A 16,189-nucleotide genomic window follows, 5' to 3' on the forward strand; every position below is an offset into this window, starting at 1 on the left:
AATGACGAATCTACGTCCGGAATGCCTATTTCGGCATTTCGACCGTGACTTCGATGCTGGAATACCAGGCAGCGAGGTCTGCAATATCCTCATCGGTGAGGTTTTTGGCCATTATGGTCATCTGGGGGTCACTGCGCGCTCCGCTCCTGTAAGCGTCTAGCTGTTTACGTATATAGTTGGCGCTGTCGCCGGCGAGATTCGGCGCGTCGGGGTTCTTTGCGAGACCGTCCAGGCCGTGACAGACGGCGCATTGCGCGGCCTTGGTTTTGCCTGCCACGGCATCGGCTGCTACGGCGGGATTCAGCACTGCCAGCAAGCTCGCCGCAAACCCGGCGCCGATGAGATAACGAAACATAAGGACATCTCCAAGGAGAGGTCACGGCGGGCCGCCTTGACCTTCGGATTACTCAGTCTCCATAGGAGATGCGGTAGATCGCACCGGCAAAGTCGTCGGAAACGAGCAGTGAACCGTCACGCAGTTGTGCCAGCGCGACGGGCCTGCCGATATATTCGCCATCCGGGGTGAGCCACCCGGCAGCGAACTCCTCCTGCTCGCCGGCGGTCCCGTCTTCGTTCAGCGGCGTGAACAGCACGCGCGCTCCGGCCGGAACAGTGCGGTTCCACGAACCGTGCTGGGCGGTGAAAACGCCATTCTTGTAACGCGCCGGGAATTTGTTCCCGGTGTAGAATATCAAGCCGAGGTCGGCCGCATGCGCGGTCGTTTCAACTACTGGCATGACCGCGTCGGCAGGAGGTTCGCTGTTCTTGTATTCTTCGGTGCGAACGTCACCGCCGCCATACCATGGGAAGCCGAAATTCTGTCCCATCTCGGTGATGCGGTTCAGTTCCCCGGGCGGCGTGTCGTCGCCCATGCCGTCGACCTGATTGTCATTGGTCCACAACTCGCCGGTTTCGGGATGGAAGTCGAGGCCGAGCGGATTGCGCAACCCGTCGGCATAGATCTCGCGGTTGGCGCCATTCTGGTCCATGCGGATGATGCCGCCAATTCCGGTCTTTTTATATTCCTCCTGCTTCTCGGGAGGCGGGACGTTGAAGGGCTGTCCGATCTGAATATAGAGCTTGTTGTCCGGACCGATGGCACAGACGCGTGCGGTGTGATTGAAGGATTCGTCTCCTCCCGGAATGAGTTCGCCCTCCTTCACAACATCGCCTGCCGCCACGTCGGGGCTTTCGTAGAAGAACTCGGCCGCCGGGAAGGAACGCACACGATTGCGTTCGGCAATGTAGAGAAATCCATCCTTGGAGAAGCACACACCGTTTGGAATGGTAAACTCCAATGAGGGGGCGAACCGCTTCACCTCGTCGGCCGTGCCATCCTTGTTACGGTCGGTGACCGCCCAGACAGCGTCCTTGCGCGTGCCCACGAAGGTGACGATGCCCTGCGGTCCCACAGCCATGTGGCGGGCATCGGGAACAACCGCATAGAGATTGATCTTGAAGCCTTCGGGAAGCTCGATTTTTTCGAGGTTCTTGCGAAGTTGCGCTGCATATTCATCGTCTTGCGGCACAAACTGGAAGGCATCCGACCCGGTCCCGGTCGACTGCATGTTTTCAAGCTTCTGCATATTGTCCTGGGCATGCGCAGTCCCTGCAAACGCAAAGATGAGCGCGGCCGTCGGTGCAAGTAGACGGTCCTCCATTTCCTCCTCCACTTCAAATAGGAGCCGTCCCGCCCAATTTCCAAAGCATAACACGAAAGTGCTTGGCCACAACGCAGGTTCGATCTCATGTTGCTTTGCAATGCAACATGAGATCGAGAAAATCTGAATGTTTACTCATTCATTGGAAAGTGCAGCGGTCAATAAAACTTGACTGCCGGGTACCGGTCAGGTCTCCTATTCGACCCAGGTCGCTCCCAGCCATTCCCAGGCTTCGGCCTCCTCGTCGCCGTTGAAGTGGCGGAGATCCACTTGAGGGGAGGGGCTGAAGATGCTGGCGATCCGGGAGGCTATCCTGGAATTCCCGACGGTCGCACAGCGGCGCACATGCTGTCGGGCATGGGCGCGGCCTTCCTCTATCGTGTCGGAAGCGATTTCCCTGTCGAAACCATCCTCGTCCACTATGCGGATCAGGAGGTCGATCTTGTCGTGGACCGCATAGGCGCCTTCGAGAAGCCCGTAGAGGTTCTCCACATCCGAGCCTGCGACATGGCCGGATATCTCGACGGCGAAAAGGTCCGGACGGTCGGTTTCGAGGCGGCGTATCGCCGGCATCGGTTCAAGTGGATGTAACGGCATCCATGGTTCCCTGCTACCGCGGCTGTGAAACAATCCCATTTCTGAAACACATGAAGATGCGCATCTGTTCCCATGGAAGATGCCAAAGACATGCTATAGCGATGCCGACAACATTCAGCCGAAGGTCCGAAATGCCAGCAAAGCTCTCCGTCAATCTCAATGCCGTCGCGCTGCTCAGGAACCGCCGCGATCTGCCATGGCCGAGTGTGACCGGTCTTGGCCGCATAGCCCTTGAGGCCGGCGCGCATGGGCTGACCGTACATCCGCGACCAGATCAACGGCATACCCGCTTCTCGGACCTGCCCGAGATCAGGGCGCTGATCGACGACGAGTTTCCCGACCGCGAATTCAATGTGGAAGGTTATCCGACTCAGGATTTCCTCGACCTGGTGGAGGCAACGGAACCGGAGCAGGTCACGCTGGTGCCTGACGACCCCGAGCAGCCGACCTCCGACCATGGCTGGGATTTCGTCACGAACGTCGATATCCTGCACGCCATTGTCGCGCGCCTGCGGAAAAACGGCGCACGTGTTTCACTCTTTTGCGACCCCGACGCGTCGGAGGAGCAGATCGTGGCGGCCAAATCGACAGGAGCCGATCGGATCGAGCTCTATACGGGGCCCTACGGGGGGGCATACGACGATCCAGCCAAGGCCGCCAACGAACTGGAAAAGCTGGGAAAAACAGCTCTTTTGGCAAATCAGGCGGGGCTTGATGTCAATGCGGGGCACGATCTCACTGTGGCAAACCTGCCCGCGCTGGCCAAAAGCATACCCAATCTCGCCGAAGTCTCCATCGGCCACGGTTTGACCGCCGATGCGCTGGAATATGGGATGGCCGAGACGGTACGGCGCTTCGTGAAAGCCTGCGGCTGGTAGTTTTGCTTCAGGCTTAGGCCGACGAGCAAGCAATAAGGAAGGCGAGGGTGGCGGTCAGCCCGAAGGCGGAACGGACCGCATGCAGGCCGCCCCATTTTTCGACCAGCGCCCGGCTATCCGGATTTGCGTCCTCGAGGTCTGTTGCCTGCAAGGCGTTGTTGGTCGGCATCATCCCGATCAGCGTCCAGGGCCAGTTGGCAATCATCAGGAGCGCGCTTACGGCGAAGGCAAAGACGCCGGTTTGCCACCAGGCGATCATACCGAGAAGAAAGCTGATCACCGCAAGAGGCGCCTGCATCGCAAAGCCGCGTTTGTATGCGCGCTTCCATTCCGCAAGCTGCGACCTGTCATCCAGCAGAAGCCGGGCCGGCTGCTCGGCGACATTGATATAGACAGCAGCACCCGAGAAGAAGGCTGCTGTTATCAGTGCGAGAAGACCGAAAATCATGGCGGCACCTCGAATATGAGACGACCTGCTCACTATAGGGCATCGCGGTCGCTTTTTGTGCCGCTTCCTGAATGCTGATGACGTTAACCTTGAGCCGAACCGACTCGGCCGGTGGCTTCTCCGCGTCACCTGCAACAAAACCATACAGCACTCCCGAATCCATATTGAAATCGGCTGGACTCTCCTGCATAGAAACCGAACCGTAACGTACGGTACGATTGGTGAAGAGCTCGGAACGATGCAGGAAGTCAACGACATCGATGCAGGTGAGACGCTCACCCAACGGCAGCGCGACGTGCTCGATGCCGTGCTCCGTCAGATGGTGGAGGAGGGCGATCGGCTCACCATGACATCTGTCGCGCGCAGGGCGCGTTGCTCCAAGGAAACTCTCTACAGGTGGTTCGGGGATCGTGACGGAGTATTGACGGCGACCGTCCAGTGGCAGGCGTCAAAGGTGCGCGCCGGCACTTATGACAGCCAGCATCTCGACGTCGCGGCATTGCGCGAGAGCCTTGAAAGCTTCGCTATTGCCTGGCTGGAGGTAATCTCATCGGAGACTTCGATCGCGCTGAACCGCGTGGCGGTCGCTCATGCGGGTTCCGGCAAGAGCAATCTCGGCCGGATCGTTCTCGCCAATGGACGTTTCGCCATCGGGGAGCGCCTTAAACCGGTGCTCGAGGCAGGCCGCAAGGCCGGTCTTCTGGCCTTTGAAGACGCGGAGGAGACGTTCCGCACCTTCTTCGGCCTTGTCGGCCGCGACGTGCAAATCCGCCTGCTGCTCGGCGACGACATGAAGATGACCGCTGCCACGATCAGGCAGGAAGCAAGCTGGGCAACGAGCCAGTTCCTCTCTCTCCATGGCGCGAAGCCACCGGCCACCGAGCCGAGAATCCGGGCCTTGTGACGAGCGACGGCCAAGGCGGCGGAGCCGGAGGGACAATCAGGGAAATCGAGGTTCAATCGAAAGGAAGGAAACGGGAAATGCGTGTTTATTACGATCGCGACGCCGATCTCAATCTCATCAAGGGCAAGAAGGTCGCTGTCATCGGCTATGGCAGCCAGGGGCGCGCTCATGCGCTGAACCTGAAGGATTCCGGCGTCAAGGAGATTGCGATCGCCTTGCGTCAGGGCTCTGCCACGGCCAAGAAGGCCGAAGCCGATGGGCTCAAGGTGATGAGCGTCGCCGAGGTCGCAAAGTGGGCGGACCTCATGATGATGGCAACCCCTGACGAACTACAGGCCGACATCTACAATAACGAGATTGCGCCCAATATCCGTGACGGTGCGGCGATCGCCTTCGCCCACGGACTGAATGTCCATTTCGGCCTCATCGAGCCGAAGAAGACGGTGGACGTGATCATGGTCGCGCCGAAAGGTCCGGGCCATACCGTGCGTGGCGAATACCAGAAGGGCGGCGGCGTGCCGTGCCTTGTCGCCGTCCACCATGACGCTTCCGGCAATGCGCTCGACCTCGGCCTTTCCTATGCCTGCGCCATCGGCGGCGGCCGCTCGGGCATTATCGAGACCAATTTCAAGGAAGAATGCGAGACCGATCTTTTCGGCGAGCAGGTGGTGCTGTGTGGCGGTCTGGTCGAGCTCATCCGTGCTGGTTTCGAGACGCTGGTCGAAGCAGGCTACGCCCCTGAGATGGCCTATTTCGAGTGCCTGCACGAGGTGAAGCTTATCGTCGACCTCATCTATGAGGGCGGCATCGCCAATATGAACTACTCGATCTCGAACACGGCCGAATGGGGCGAATATGTCTCCGGCCCGCGTATCATCACGGCCGAGACCAAGGCCGAGATGAAGCGGGTGCTCAACGATATCCAGACCGGCAGGTTCACCTCCGAATGGATGCAGGAATACCGTTCCGGGCTCGCCCGCTTCAAGGCGACGCGGCGCCTCAACGATTCGCATCAGATCGAGGAAGTCGGCGAGAAGCTGCGCGGCATGATGCCGTGGATCTCCAAGAACAAGCTGGTGGACAAGGAAAAGAACTAGCCTAAAGCCACGGCTTGTTCTTGCTTGCGCGCTTACGCGATGCGGGCAGTCCTAAAGGAAACGGCGCGGAATTTCCGCGCCGTTTCCTTTCTGCTGCTGTTGCCTGGCGGTTCAGTAATACGGCGAGATGCACTGCCGGCGAGGGCCGTGATAAGGCTGGTAGGTATTGTCCCGGGCCCGGTAGGACCGGTAGCGGGCATAGCACCATTCCACATGCGCCCCCGAAGCCCGATAGGCGCGGCGCGGCACATAGCGTGGCCGCGCATAATAGGGCGGCGGCCCATAATAACCCGGTGAGCCGAAGTGAAGATAGATGCCCGTGCGGGGGCGATAATGACGATGCCTGTGGTATCGATGATGATGACGACGCCAATGGCGCCGGTCACGCACCTGCACCACATCAGCGCGGGTATCGCCGGCATAGGCGCTGCTGCCGCCGGCCCGTGCCGTTCCTTCGGCAGCACTTGCAATGGCGCTGCTCGTATTGATGACGGCCGCGGATGCGGGCACCAAGCTTCCCGCCAGCAATCCCAACGCGACCAGGCCCGAAAGGGTAAGGTTCGATAGTCGCTTTTGCATCCTGTCCTCCAGGGGTCCCTTCCTCGAGTCCAAGCCCGCAATTCGCCTTTCATGCAGCATGGGCTTTTGATCCTGAACACAGGATGAACATTGCCCAAGACAACAGAAATCGCGTTCGCGGCGGCTTGTATTGAAAGCTTTTGTAAGCAAAGTACGGGCCATGTCCGTCCGGATCGCCACCTTCAACGTCGAAAACCTGATGAACCGGTTCGATTTCTCCGGTTTTCGCAACGAGCTCTATCAGGACCGGACGCTCAGTCTGTTCGAGATTGCCAACGAGGCTGAATATCGCGAACTGGAAAGGGCTCGTGCTATTGCCCATGCAGACGATATGCGTCAGCTCACGGCCCTGGCGATCGCCGCGACCCGTGCCGACATACTGTGCCTGCAGGAAGTCGACAATCTCGCCGCGCTGAAAGCCTTTGAATACGGCTATCTCTTCAAGATGATTGGCAGCGGCTATCGGGAAAAATTCTCGACCTCGGGCAATGATTCGCGCGGCATCGACGTGGCGGTGATGATGCGCGAGCATACGGCGCACGGCCAGCCGATCGAATTCGTCCGCATGACGAGCCATGCGCATGTGACATTCGAGGATTTTGGACTTTTCACGCCCGAACTTGCCGCCCTCCGGATGAACCCCAATGACCGCATCTTCCGGCGCGATTGCATGGAGATCGATATCAGGATCGCCGGTAGGCCGCTGACGCTTTACGGCGTGCATTTCAAATCCATGGGCCCACCGCGCAACGGTCTCAACGGTCGTGATGCCTCGATGCCTGTGCGTATGGCGGAGGCCGCGGCGGTGCGGCGAATCATCGAGGACCGGTTCGGCAAAGACCACACGGCCGGAAAGCGCTGGGCGATCTGCGGCGATCTGAACGACTATCGCGAGCGCGTGATCATCGAAGGCGATGCGCATAACGGCTACCACTTCAAGCCGGBGCGCGAGACGCAGTCCTGCGTCAATGTCCTGACCGATGGCGGGTTCTCGGAAAACGTTGTCGAGCGGCGGCCGGAAATGGACCGCTGGACACTGTATCACACGCGCGGACCGCAAGAGCGGCATCTCTGCCAACTCGACTACATCCTCCTTTCACCTTCGCTGGCAGAACGCAATTCACAGGCGGTGCCGGATATCGTCCGCAACGGGCAGCCGTGGCGGACGGTGTTTCCGCCGGGGCAGGAGGTCGAGCGCTTCCCGCGCGTCGGTTGGGATCGCCCGAAGGCATCCGACCATTGCCCGGTCGCCATTTCCCTCGATATTGCCTGAAGAATGGCTTCCGAATGAGCTTTGACGTCCAGAATGATACGATCCTGCCGGTCGACCATTTCGATCTCCGGCTCGATCCGTTGCCGCATCCCTTCGAAAACGAGAATTTGGCGGCGATCGAGGAGCACTGGCGCTATGAAAGTGCCGCCAATCCCGCCCTGTTCGATGGTCGGGTGGTGCTGCTTTCGCAACTCTCCTACAGGCAGCGCCGGTTCGAAGGACGTTGTCATGAGGTGCGTTTCGCCACCTTCCTTCTGTGGAGGAGGCTGAGGCCCGTAGCGACGGCCCGACACATCTATGCCCATGCCATGCTCGTGACGGGGGATGGCGCGCTGCTGGCGATCCGCATGGGCGGCCACACCGCCAATGCCGGCAAGGTCTATTTCGCGGCTGGTTCCTTCGAGCCGGCGGTCGATTTCAAGGACGGCCGTGCCGATTTCGACCACAACATGACCCGCGAAGTCTTGGAGGAAACGGGTTTCGATCTATCGGCCATGGCCGCTGAAAGGCGATTGCAGGCCCTGTCGCGGGAAGACGGCACGGTCGTGTTCCGTCGCTTCTTTCTTGATGAAAGCGCCGAAGCGGCTGCCGAAAAGGTGCGGGCCCACATCGCCCGGGATCCCGATCCGGAGATCGAGGAACCCGTCATCATCCGCAGCGCCGAGACCATGCCGAAACGGATCGCGCCGCACATGCCACCGCTGATCGAGTGGCATTTCGCCAATCCGCCTCGGCTGTGATCCGCTATTCGTGGCGCAGGGCCTCTATCGGGTCGAGGCGTGCGCCGCGCAGGGCTGGGAAGAAGCCGAAGACCATGCCGATCAGAGCCGAGAAGCCGACCGCCAGCATGATGATGGAGATGCTCGGACTGAACGGGATCGCGAGGGAATAGGTCGCTGCCACGGCAATCGACAGGCCGAGGAGGATGCCGATGATGCCGCCGAGGAGCGAAAGCACAGTGGCTTCCACCAGGAACTGGATCAATATGTGCTTCTCATGCGCGCCGATGGCGAGCCGGATGCCAATCTCGCGCGTGCGCTCCGTCACCGAGACCAGCATGATGTTCATGATGCCGATGCCGCCCACCAGGAGGCTGACGCCCGCCAGCGCCCCCAACATGCCGGTCATAACGGTCGTCGTGCTCGCCATGGTATCGGCGATCTGAGTCATGTCGCGGACGTTGAAATCATCCTCCCGCCCCGGCGCGATATTGCGGGATTCGCGCATAATCTGCTCGATATCCGCCTGCACGGCCGAAGTGGAGGCGCCTTCGGCGGCCGAAACATAGATGGTCTCGATATCGCGATTGCCGGAAATGCGGCGCTGGAATGTGGTCAGCGGCATGAAGACCACATTGTCCTGGTCCTGACCGAAGCCGGAGAAGCCCTTGGATTCGAGCAGACCGATGACCTGGCAGCTCAGCCGGCCGACACGAATGCGGTCTCCGAGAAACTCGCCGCCGCCGAAGAATTCGTTGCGTACCGTGGTGCCTATCAGGCAGACCCCGGCACCGCCATTGACCTCCTGCTCATTGTAAGATCGTCCCTCGGCGACCGCCCAGTTGCGTGCATCCAGGAACTGTGTGTCAGCACCCGTAACGGAGACCGGCATGCTGGCCGTGCCGTAGACGACGCGAACCGTCTGCTGGGACGCAGCGGAAACGGCCGTCACATTCGTCAATCCGCGTTCCAGCGCGCGTACTTCCTTCTCCTCCAGCGGGCGGTCCACCGAGCGCGGTCCGCCAGGCCTGCCGCCATCACCGGCGCGCACTACGAGCAGGTTGCTGCCGAGCTTGGCGATATCGGCCTTCACCTTGGCGGTGGTGCCGTTGCCGATGGTGATCATGGCAATGACGGCGGCCACGCCGATGACGATGCCGAGCAGGGTGAGGAAGGAGCGCAGCGCGTTGCGCCGCACCGAACGTATTGCGAGCTTGATGGTTTCCAGCAGCATCAGGCAGCCTCCGCCTTGGCTTGGTCATAGGCGATATGGCCGTCGAGGAAGCCGATGGTGCGATCCGCATAGGCCGCGATATCAGGCTCGTGGGTGACCATGACGATACTGAGCCCGATGTCGCGGTTGAGGCCGGTCAGCAGATCCATGATCTCGTGGCTGCGCTGTGTGTCAAGATTGCCGGTGGGTTCGTCGGCGACAAGCAGGGTAGGCGTGGAAACGATGGCGCGCGCGATCGCGACGCGCTGCTGTTGGCCACCGGAGAGCTCGGCCGGCGTATGGTGTTCGCGGCCGGCAAGGCCGACCTGGGCGAGGGCACGCATGGCAAGCTCGCGGCGCTCGCGCGCCTGCACACCGCGATAGATCAGCGGCAGTTCGACATTCTCCACCGCCGTCGTGCGTGGCAGGAGATTGTAGCCTTGAAAGACGAAACCGATATAAAGATTGCGCAGGATCGCCCTGCGGCCCCGGTCGAGCCGGCCCGCATCCACGCCGAGAAAGCCATAGCGCCCGCTGGTTGGCGTATCTAGGCAGCCAATGATGTTCATTGCGGTGGACTTGCCCGAACCGGACGGACCCATGATGGCGACGAATTCGCCGCGATCGATGGTGAAATCCACTCCGGCCAGCGCATCGACGCGCGCTTCGCCGCGCCCGTAGGTCTTCCAGACCTTCTCGAAGCTGATCAGCATGCCGGATCTCATGGCCTGCGAACCGAGGCTGTTGCGTTGCGCGAAGCTGATGCGGTGATGATGCGGTCGCCTTCCTCGAGGCCGGAGAGGATTTCCGTCTCCATGCCGTCGCTGGCGCCTGTCTTGACGCGAACCGCCTCCGGCTGACCCTCGCGCAGCACGTAAAGCGTCCGCATGCCGTCGGAAGCATTTTCCCGCTGGCCAGAATTGCCGCGCCAGCCGCGCCTGCCGCCGAAACGGCCGGTAAACAGATTGCTGATGCCGAAGCTGCGGCTTTCCTCAGCCGCTGGTGGGCTGTAGCGGAAAGCTTCATTGGGCACGAGAAGAACATTCTCGGCATGACGTGTAACGATTGAGACGGTCGCGGTCATACCAGGCCTAAGCAGGAGATCCTCGTTGTCCACAGCCAGCCGTGCCTCGTAGGTAACGACGCCCTCGGTAGCAGTCGAAGCATAGGAAATATCGCTGATGGCGGCCTCGAAGCGGCGTCCAGGAAAGGCATCCACGGTGAATTCCGCATCCTGACCCTTGGCCACCGTGCCGATATCGGCCTCGTCGATCGCCGCGACGAGTTCCATGCGCGTCAGGTCTTCCGCGATCACGAACAGGATTGGCGCCTGGAAGGAGGATGCGACCGTCTGGCCGGGATCGGCATCGCGCGAAAGCACGATGCCGTCCACGGGGGCGTAGATCTTGCTCTTGACGAGGTCGGCCTGCTGCAACTTGAGATCGGCTTCCGCCACCGCGAGATTGGCCTCGGCGGTCTCGACGGCGCTGGCAGCGCGGTCGCGGGCCGCTCTTGCGGTCTCCAGGGCCTGGTCGGCGATCATGCCGCGAGAAGCGAGCTGCTCGGACCGAGCGAGCGCGCGGCTGGTTTCGGCAAGCGTGACCTTTGCCTCGTTGACATTAGCCGCCGCGGCCTTGACCGAGGCTTCGGCCCGCTCGACCTGTGCGGCAAGGCGCGTCGTGTCAAGCTCGGCCAGCACATCGCCCTTTGCGACGCGCTGGTTTTCCTCGACCGGAACGCTGCGGATGACGCCGGAAAGCTCGCTGGAGATATCCACCTGGGTCCGTGGCTGCAGGGTGCCCGTCGCCGAGACCTGCACCGTCATCGAACCGCGTTCGACGGTCGTCGTGGTGTAGACTGTCTCTGCCGCACCGCCGGAAAGGCGCAGATAAACGGCAATCGCAGCCGCCGCGACGACTAGAATTGCAAGAAGATAAATTCCACGCCGGCCACGCTTGCGGCCGCTTTGCGTATCGAGGCCGAGCGCCGACTTGATGCCGTCCGGCGTCTCCGCTTCAGGCCGATTGACGATCTGGTCCATAGCGGGGACCCCCTTTTTCCGCGCTTTCCGAGTCCCTATAAGGAACAGATCGTGCCAATCAGCGGAAAAGACAAATTAAATTTCCGCCATGTTTTGCCGGGATCGGGATCTGAGGCGCTATGAAAAGTCGGCATTATCGCGTTTATGACGTGTTCACCGACAAGGTTCTGGCCGGCAATCCGCTAGCGGTTGTGTTCGATGCGGATGGGCTTGATAAAGCCGGCATGCAGCGCATTGCGCGCGAATTCAATCTGTCTGAAACCGTCTTCGTGAAGCCGGCGGAAAACTCGATCCATACCGCCCGGCTCGGCATCTTCACACCAGCCCACGAACTGCCTTTTGCCGGCCATCCGACCGTTGGAGCGGCCATTGCGCTGGCCGAGCGCGCCAGGGAAGAGGGCAGGGACGAGCGCACCTCGATCCTGGTTCTGGAGGAGAATGTCGGGCCGGTCCGCTGCGTGGTTAGCGCCGGCAATGGGGTTGCCTTCGCCGAATTCGACCTGCCGCGTTTGCCGCAGGAGATACCCGTCAATGCCGCGCCCGAGGCGGTGGCAGCGGCCTTGGGGCTTGCGCATCACGAAATCGGTTTCGAAAATCATACGATCTCGGCCTGGTCGGCCGGCGTTCCATATGTGTGCGTGCCCGTCGCCGATCTGGGAGTTGCGGCGAAGGCACGCGCCAATGCCGATATGTGGCGCGGCTTGGCGCCTATCGAAGACGGGGTCTGGGGCGATCCGTATGTCTATTGCCGGGAAACCGTCAACCACGACTGTTCCTTCCACGCCCGCATGTTCGCGCCTCTTTCCGGGATCATAGAGGATCCGGCGACGGGCTCGGCCGCCGCCGCCTTCGCCGGAGCGATCATGCGTTTCGACGAACCAGTCGACGGTCCGAACCGCTTCTGGATAGAGCAGGGGATGGAGATGGGGCGCCCATCGCGCATCCGTCTCGAACTCGACGTCGAGGGAGGAGGGATCGAGACCGGACGGATCGGCGGCCATGCGGTAATGGTGGCCGAGGGGCAGTTCTTCGCGTGAGGCCTTACCAAGCGAGTTGGAAAGCGGCCTTTCTGTCTTTCTGCTTCCGCCAAATCTCCTTTAAGGGGGAAAGGACGGTTGCGCGCCCGGCGCCGAAGCTTTGTCATCCGTTTGTCGTTTTCCGATGCAAGGCGGGCTGGACAGCACGAAATTGAGAGGTTATAGACGCGCCCACCTGCGCTGCCTTCCGGCAGTTGCCGGCCCGGCGGGTGATTAGCTCAGTTGGTAGAGCAGCTGACTCTTAATCAGCGGGTCGTAGGTTCGATCCCTACATCACCCACCACCGCCAACCCCTTTCAATGCAAGGGGTTTTTTGTTTAGTGATGAGTGGAACGGAATGGGAACATGAGACGCATATGAGCCGACTTACGGCTCACGTGAGCTTTTATGCTCTATGGATGTTCCTGTCCGTCTAGGCAGCACTGCCGGTAAAAGCGCTTTGGGCAATCTCCAACGGTGTTCCGTGGGTCGACGCAAAGCAGGTTTCCATTCTGCTTAAAACCGCCGACTCCATATGCCGCCACGCGGTTCCATCCGCATATTCCTCGGGGGACCATTGCGCATATGCCAGATCGTAGAGGAATTGTTCGCGTTTGGGTGTGGGAGGGTTTTCGATAACCTTCAGATCATGCGGCGTGATGCCGTAGGCCAGACTGTCCGGCGAGAGGGTTATTGCGGGAACGCCCGCAATAAGGGATTCAATTGCCGCGCCCGAAGATAGAGAAACAGATACCCAGGCGTCCTTGAGGTTTTCCGCCAATGTCTGATCGCGCGGCGTTACATGAACGTCTGCGATTTTCCGGAGCCTGTTTTTCGCCTTGATGGCATTGTCATCACCCATGCCGGGATGGAATCGAACGAGAATCGGCCTGGCCGATAACTTCCGGATCCGTCTTGCCGTATCGATCAGCCAATCCACGATGTCGATGCCGCGGAGCGACGCGTCGTTCGGCGTCTGGCCAATGAGAAGAACATGATCACCGGCCTTTCTATATGGCTCAATGGTGATGCCAAGACGCTCCCATCGGTCGGAAGGACTATTCTTGTTTGCGAAGTCTGCCGTTGGTCCGAAGGCCGCATTCAACGCCAGGCGATAGAATGGGTTTTTCTGCTCCGGTTTGCGGTATGCGCCGACCAAGCGCTGCAGGAACTGACCTTTCGGCGGCAGGAAGACGCGGCCAAGGATGCTGCTTTCGACCACGAGAAGCGGCCCTTTGTGATTTTCGTGGACGCTTTGCCGTATGGAACCGCGTTTTCTTCCAAGAAGCGGATTGGGCATGCCGTAGACAATCGCCAGATCGCAGGGCTGATACGCCATGCCGGGTGTAGGCCTCACTTCGAAACCATCTATCCGAAAAGCCGACAGATCGTGGGCTGCACTGTCGGTGAATATTCGCGCTAGCAATGTGCGTCTCGATCCTGATGCAAGATAAATCATGGGTTTGCTGTGATCCGGTAATCTGGAGTCATGGGAAATGCCTGAGTAGACGGGCATCCCATGCGATCCGCTTCATATTGAAACATGGCAAAATCGGCTGCTCCGAGATGCCTGGCCAAGGCGATCGTCTCGGCATCGTAGAGTGACTGCCAGGGTATTTTCGATTTTCCTCTGTTGCGCTGTTCCAGTGTTCCGATCTCAATCCCCGAACGTGACCTGATCTCATCGGCGATGCTTGTCCAATGGCCAGGCAGATCCTCCAGCTTGAAAACATTCAAACCATCGCGAAGCGCGTCTTCGAGCATGGTCGACTGCGCTATGACGTGAGGATTTAGGGCCTTTTGTGGCCATTCCGTCTGCAATGACATGAATCGCTGGAAACTGTCGCCTTTCCTGATGCCCATTCGCCTGAAACCCCGCAGCACGATCTCGCGCGTCACCACCTTGTCGAGATAGGCCGAGGCGTAACGCGAAAATGGATCGCGTACGACAGAGAACACATACCAGTCCCCGGTCCTCATGGAAGCGAACCGGCTATAGGGGATTTTCCTGAATCCGCGAAAAGCCTGAATGTCGTCGATGCCCGATGGATCTAGACCAATAAGCGGCAGCAGGGCAGCTTTGACAGAGGAATTCGCGGCCTTCGGTATGGGGATGTAGGCGACGCGATAGTGAGGAAATACGAGCACCAGCGGGTCGACACCTGTCTTCAGGAAAGGGATGCTCTGACGAAGTTTCGCCAACGAAATGCGTGCGCGGTCCATTGCGGATAACTGCGTCATACAAGAATCTGCCGTAAATGAGGCCATGGGAGCGGGGTGTGGTGGTTGGCAATGACACAGACGGTAATACAATCGGCCTCGGTTCTATCCGGCCAATTTTGCAGGCTCGTCACCTAGCCCAGCAAGGCATCCCGCGCAATCGGGCTCGTCGGACGTTAGTCCTCCCGATCCTCCCAATCACTGCGCAGCAACGTCGTTACATGTTCGATCGTTTGCCTTCCGTCAGCCATGCAGCGGCCAGTAATTTCGCCTACGCGTCGATACCCCAATTTGCGCTGCATTGCCCAAGACTTTTCGTTGCCGTCGAAGTAACCGTTGATCAATTTTGTCAGGCCTAATTCATAAAAAGCGAATCGGATCTTCGCCTCAAACGCTTCGCGTCCGTAGCCGCGTCCCTGATACTGGTTCGCTATCCAGATTCCTCCACCGCCCGTTGTGGCCTTCCAGTCTATCTTATTGAGACTGACCCCTCCGATGACCCGTCGCTCATCTGTGAGCTCAACCGCAAATTCGTGCGCCGTGGGCCGACCGCTTGCTCTCGAGATCTCCTGACATCTCTTGATCCAATTTTGGGCGTCTGACGCTGAATAGGGGTGAGGGACGAAAGCCAGCCACTTTGCGATCTCGAGATCGTTCAAACCCAGCATGAGCTGTTCGATGTCTTCTTCCCCCCAAGGACGGAGCGTAAGGCGCGAAGTTTCGATTTTGATGCCCACGAGGTTGCAGCCTCCTTCGCCCCGAAATCATCAGTATTCCTGCGGTTTGATGATTTCTTGAGGTTCCGTCAAACCCTCAAGCACGGCGCGCTTGCCCTCGGCTGGAAACCTTCCGCTGGTATCCTCCTCGACACGATACAATTTCTCGTCTCTGACGGCACTAGCGAAGGAAGTGGTTACGCCGTCCCCCGGCAGGGCATCCACATCGGGGAAGTCCACTTCGGCCTCGGCGGCGACGATCCGGGCATCTGCCGGAGATTCGGCCCGCACGGTGATTTCGCCGAGAGAGGGCGCGATGTCCCAGCCGGGATCGGATGGCGGCGCGTCGGGCATGAGCCGGAAAATCTTCACGGACGTGTCTCCAAACTGCTGAGTTTGAAAAGGAGAAACTTTTGCAAAAGCTCCAGGTTCCCGGCGATTGAATGCTGGGAGAGGGGGCGGGATCGGATGTAAAAAATTTTTTGCGGGAGAGGGAACCATTGTCATGTTGAGGAATTATTGTGCTGACGACACGCACTCCCCCACGCCCCCCAACCCCACAACTTGCGTGTCGTTGGCCGGTCCTAGAGACCGGCTTTTTTTTGCCGCGGCGCGGTCAGTAATCTCTTTCATAGAAGATGCCGAGGCTGGAATCGCCATCGGAACCGACCGCCCCGCGCGCTTTCAGGCTCTCGGTGATGTCGAGATTGATCGTGCCCCGGGTCGTGCCCTGAGAACCTGCCTCGACACCGAGATAGATATTGTCCTGGATATAACGGCCGGCACGGACGGCGGTATTGCCTTCCTCGTCGGATACGATGTCTAGG

At 59.8% G+C, this 16,189-nt stretch carries 19 protein-coding genes and 1 tRNA gene; 7 read left to right on the forward strand and 13 right to left on the reverse strand.

Going from position 1 to position 16,189, the window contains the following annotated elements; genetic code table 11:
* Positions 1-25: 25 nt before the first annotated feature.
* The 3 genes from L598_RS00350 to L598_RS00360 all read right to left on the reverse strand — a co-directional run bounded on the left by L598_RS00350 (position 26) and on the right by L598_RS00360 (position 2,258).
* The gene (locus L598_RS00350) at positions 26-355 is read right to left on the reverse strand and encodes a cytochrome c (protein WP_144858922.1); all 330 of its coding nucleotides are present in this window, start codon (positions 353-355) and stop codon (positions 26-28) included.
* Positions 356-407: 52 nt separating this feature from the next.
* Complete coding sequence (locus L598_RS00355; RefSeq protein WP_144858924.1) at positions 408-1,661, reverse strand: PQQ-dependent sugar dehydrogenase; 1,254 nt, start codon at positions 1,659-1,661, stop codon at positions 408-410.
* Positions 1,662-1,856: 195 nt separating this feature from the next.
* Positions 1,857-2,258 carry an STAS/SEC14 domain-containing protein gene (locus L598_RS00360; RefSeq protein ID WP_144858926.1) on the reverse strand — a complete coding sequence of 134 codons (402 nt, stop codon included), beginning with the start codon at positions 2,256-2,258 and terminating at the stop codon, positions 1,857-1,859.
* A gap of 131 nt (positions 2,259-2,389) precedes the next feature.
* Here L598_RS00360 and L598_RS00365 point away from each other — a divergent pair, with 131 nt between their 5' ends.
* Entirely contained in the window at positions 2,390-3,136 is a 747-nt protein-coding gene (locus tag L598_RS00365; protein ID WP_144858928.1) for a pyridoxine 5'-phosphate synthase, read from the forward strand.
* A 13-nt stretch (positions 3,137-3,149) separates the two neighbouring features.
* Here L598_RS00365 and L598_RS00370 read toward each other — a convergent pair whose 3' ends face one another.
* Positions 3,150-3,581: a DUF1772 domain-containing protein gene (locus tag L598_RS00370; RefSeq protein WP_186444896.1), complete on the reverse strand. Its 432-nt coding sequence runs from the start codon at positions 3,579-3,581 to the stop codon at positions 3,150-3,152.
* A gap of 241 nt (positions 3,582-3,822) precedes the next feature.
* Here L598_RS00370 and L598_RS00375 point away from each other — a divergent pair, with 241 nt between their 5' ends.
* Together L598_RS00375 and ilvC are read left to right on the forward strand one after the other, a co-directional pair.
* Entirely contained in the window at positions 3,823-4,488 is a 666-nt protein-coding gene (locus L598_RS00375) for a TetR/AcrR family transcriptional regulator (protein ID WP_144858932.1), read from the forward strand.
* A 77-nt stretch (positions 4,489-4,565) separates the two neighbouring features.
* A complete protein-coding gene (ilvC, locus tag L598_RS00380) occupies positions 4,566-5,585 on the forward strand; it encodes a ketol-acid reductoisomerase (protein WP_144858934.1) in 1,020 nt (339 codons plus the stop codon).
* A gap of 111 nt (positions 5,586-5,696) precedes the next feature.
* Here the strand turns inward: ilvC and L598_RS00385 are convergent, their stop codons facing one another.
* Positions 5,697-6,164, reverse strand: a complete 468-nt coding sequence (locus L598_RS00385) for a BA14K family protein (RefSeq protein WP_144858937.1) — start codon at positions 6,162-6,164, stop codon at positions 5,697-5,699.
* A gap of 160 nt (positions 6,165-6,324) precedes the next feature.
* Here L598_RS00385 and L598_RS00390 point away from each other — a divergent pair, with 160 nt between their 5' ends.
* Both L598_RS00390 and L598_RS00395 read left to right on the forward strand, forming a co-directional pair.
* Positions 6,325-7,437 (forward strand): endonuclease/exonuclease/phosphatase family protein, encoded by a 1,113-nt coding sequence (locus L598_RS00390; protein WP_144858939.1) that lies wholly within the window; start codon positions 6,325-6,327, stop codon positions 7,435-7,437.
* Positions 7,438-7,451: 14 nt separating this feature from the next.
* Positions 7,452-8,177: a hypothetical protein gene (locus tag L598_RS00395; RefSeq protein ID WP_144858941.1), complete on the forward strand. Its 726-nt coding sequence runs from the start codon at positions 7,452-7,454 to the stop codon at positions 8,175-8,177.
* Positions 8,178-8,181: 4 nt separating this feature from the next.
* Here L598_RS00395 and L598_RS00400 read toward each other — a convergent pair whose 3' ends face one another.
* The 3 genes from L598_RS00400 to L598_RS00410 are packed head-to-tail and all read right to left on the reverse strand — an operon-like array spanning position 8,182 to position 11,410.
* Entirely contained in the window at positions 8,182-9,390 is a 1,209-nt protein-coding gene (locus L598_RS00400; RefSeq protein WP_144858943.1) for an ABC transporter permease, read from the reverse strand.
* Complete coding sequence (locus L598_RS00405) at positions 9,390-10,094, reverse strand: ABC transporter ATP-binding protein (RefSeq protein ID WP_144858945.1); 705 nt, start codon at positions 10,092-10,094, stop codon at positions 9,390-9,392. The genes L598_RS00400 and L598_RS00405 overlap by 1 nt, the downstream gene beginning before the upstream one ends.
* On the reverse strand, positions 10,091-11,410 hold the full coding sequence (locus L598_RS00410) for an efflux RND transporter periplasmic adaptor subunit (protein WP_144858947.1): 1,320 nt from the start codon (positions 11,408-11,410) through the stop codon (positions 10,091-10,093). Before L598_RS00410 ends, L598_RS00405 begins: the two co-directional genes overlap by 4 nt.
* Before the next feature lie 119 nt (positions 11,411-11,529).
* On the opposite strand from L598_RS00410, the gene L598_RS00415 reads away from it, so the two are divergent.
* Positions 11,530-12,447, forward strand: coding sequence for a PhzF family phenazine biosynthesis protein (locus tag L598_RS00415; RefSeq protein ID WP_144858949.1), 918 nt, complete (start codon positions 11,530-11,532; stop codon positions 12,445-12,447).
* 207 nt (positions 12,448-12,654) lie between these two features.
* Positions 12,655-12,730 (forward strand) — tRNA-Lys (locus L598_RS00420).
* 129 nt (positions 12,731-12,859) lie between these two features.
* Here L598_RS00420 and L598_RS00425 read toward each other — a convergent pair.
* The 5 genes from L598_RS00425 to L598_RS21320 form a co-directional block, all read right to left on the reverse strand.
* Positions 12,860-13,942, reverse strand: a complete 1,083-nt coding sequence (locus L598_RS00425; RefSeq protein WP_144858951.1) for a glycosyltransferase family 4 protein — start codon at positions 13,940-13,942, stop codon at positions 12,860-12,862.
* Complete coding sequence (locus L598_RS00430; RefSeq protein ID WP_144858957.1) at positions 13,882-14,739, reverse strand: sulfotransferase family 2 domain-containing protein; 858 nt, start codon at positions 14,737-14,739, stop codon at positions 13,882-13,884. The genes L598_RS00425 and L598_RS00430 overlap by 61 nt, the downstream gene beginning before the upstream one ends.
* Before the next feature lie 83 nt (positions 14,740-14,822).
* On the reverse strand, positions 14,823-15,383 hold the full coding sequence (locus L598_RS00435; RefSeq protein WP_144858959.1) for a GNAT family protein: 561 nt from the start codon (positions 15,381-15,383) through the stop codon (positions 14,823-14,825).
* A 30-nt stretch (positions 15,384-15,413) separates the two neighbouring features.
* The gene (locus L598_RS00440; RefSeq protein WP_246658562.1) at positions 15,414-15,734 is read right to left on the reverse strand and encodes a hypothetical protein; all 321 of its coding nucleotides are present in this window, start codon (positions 15,732-15,734) and stop codon (positions 15,414-15,416) included.
* Between the two features lie 244 nt (positions 15,735-15,978).
* A partial coding sequence (locus L598_RS21320; protein ID WP_186444887.1) for a translocation/assembly module TamB domain-containing protein occupies positions 15,979-16,189 on the reverse strand: 211 nt, incomplete at its 5' end.

The organism is Mesorhizobium sp. J18, from assembly GCF_007829525.1.
GTDB lineage: Bacteria > Pseudomonadota > Alphaproteobacteria > Rhizobiales > Rhizobiaceae > VLJP01.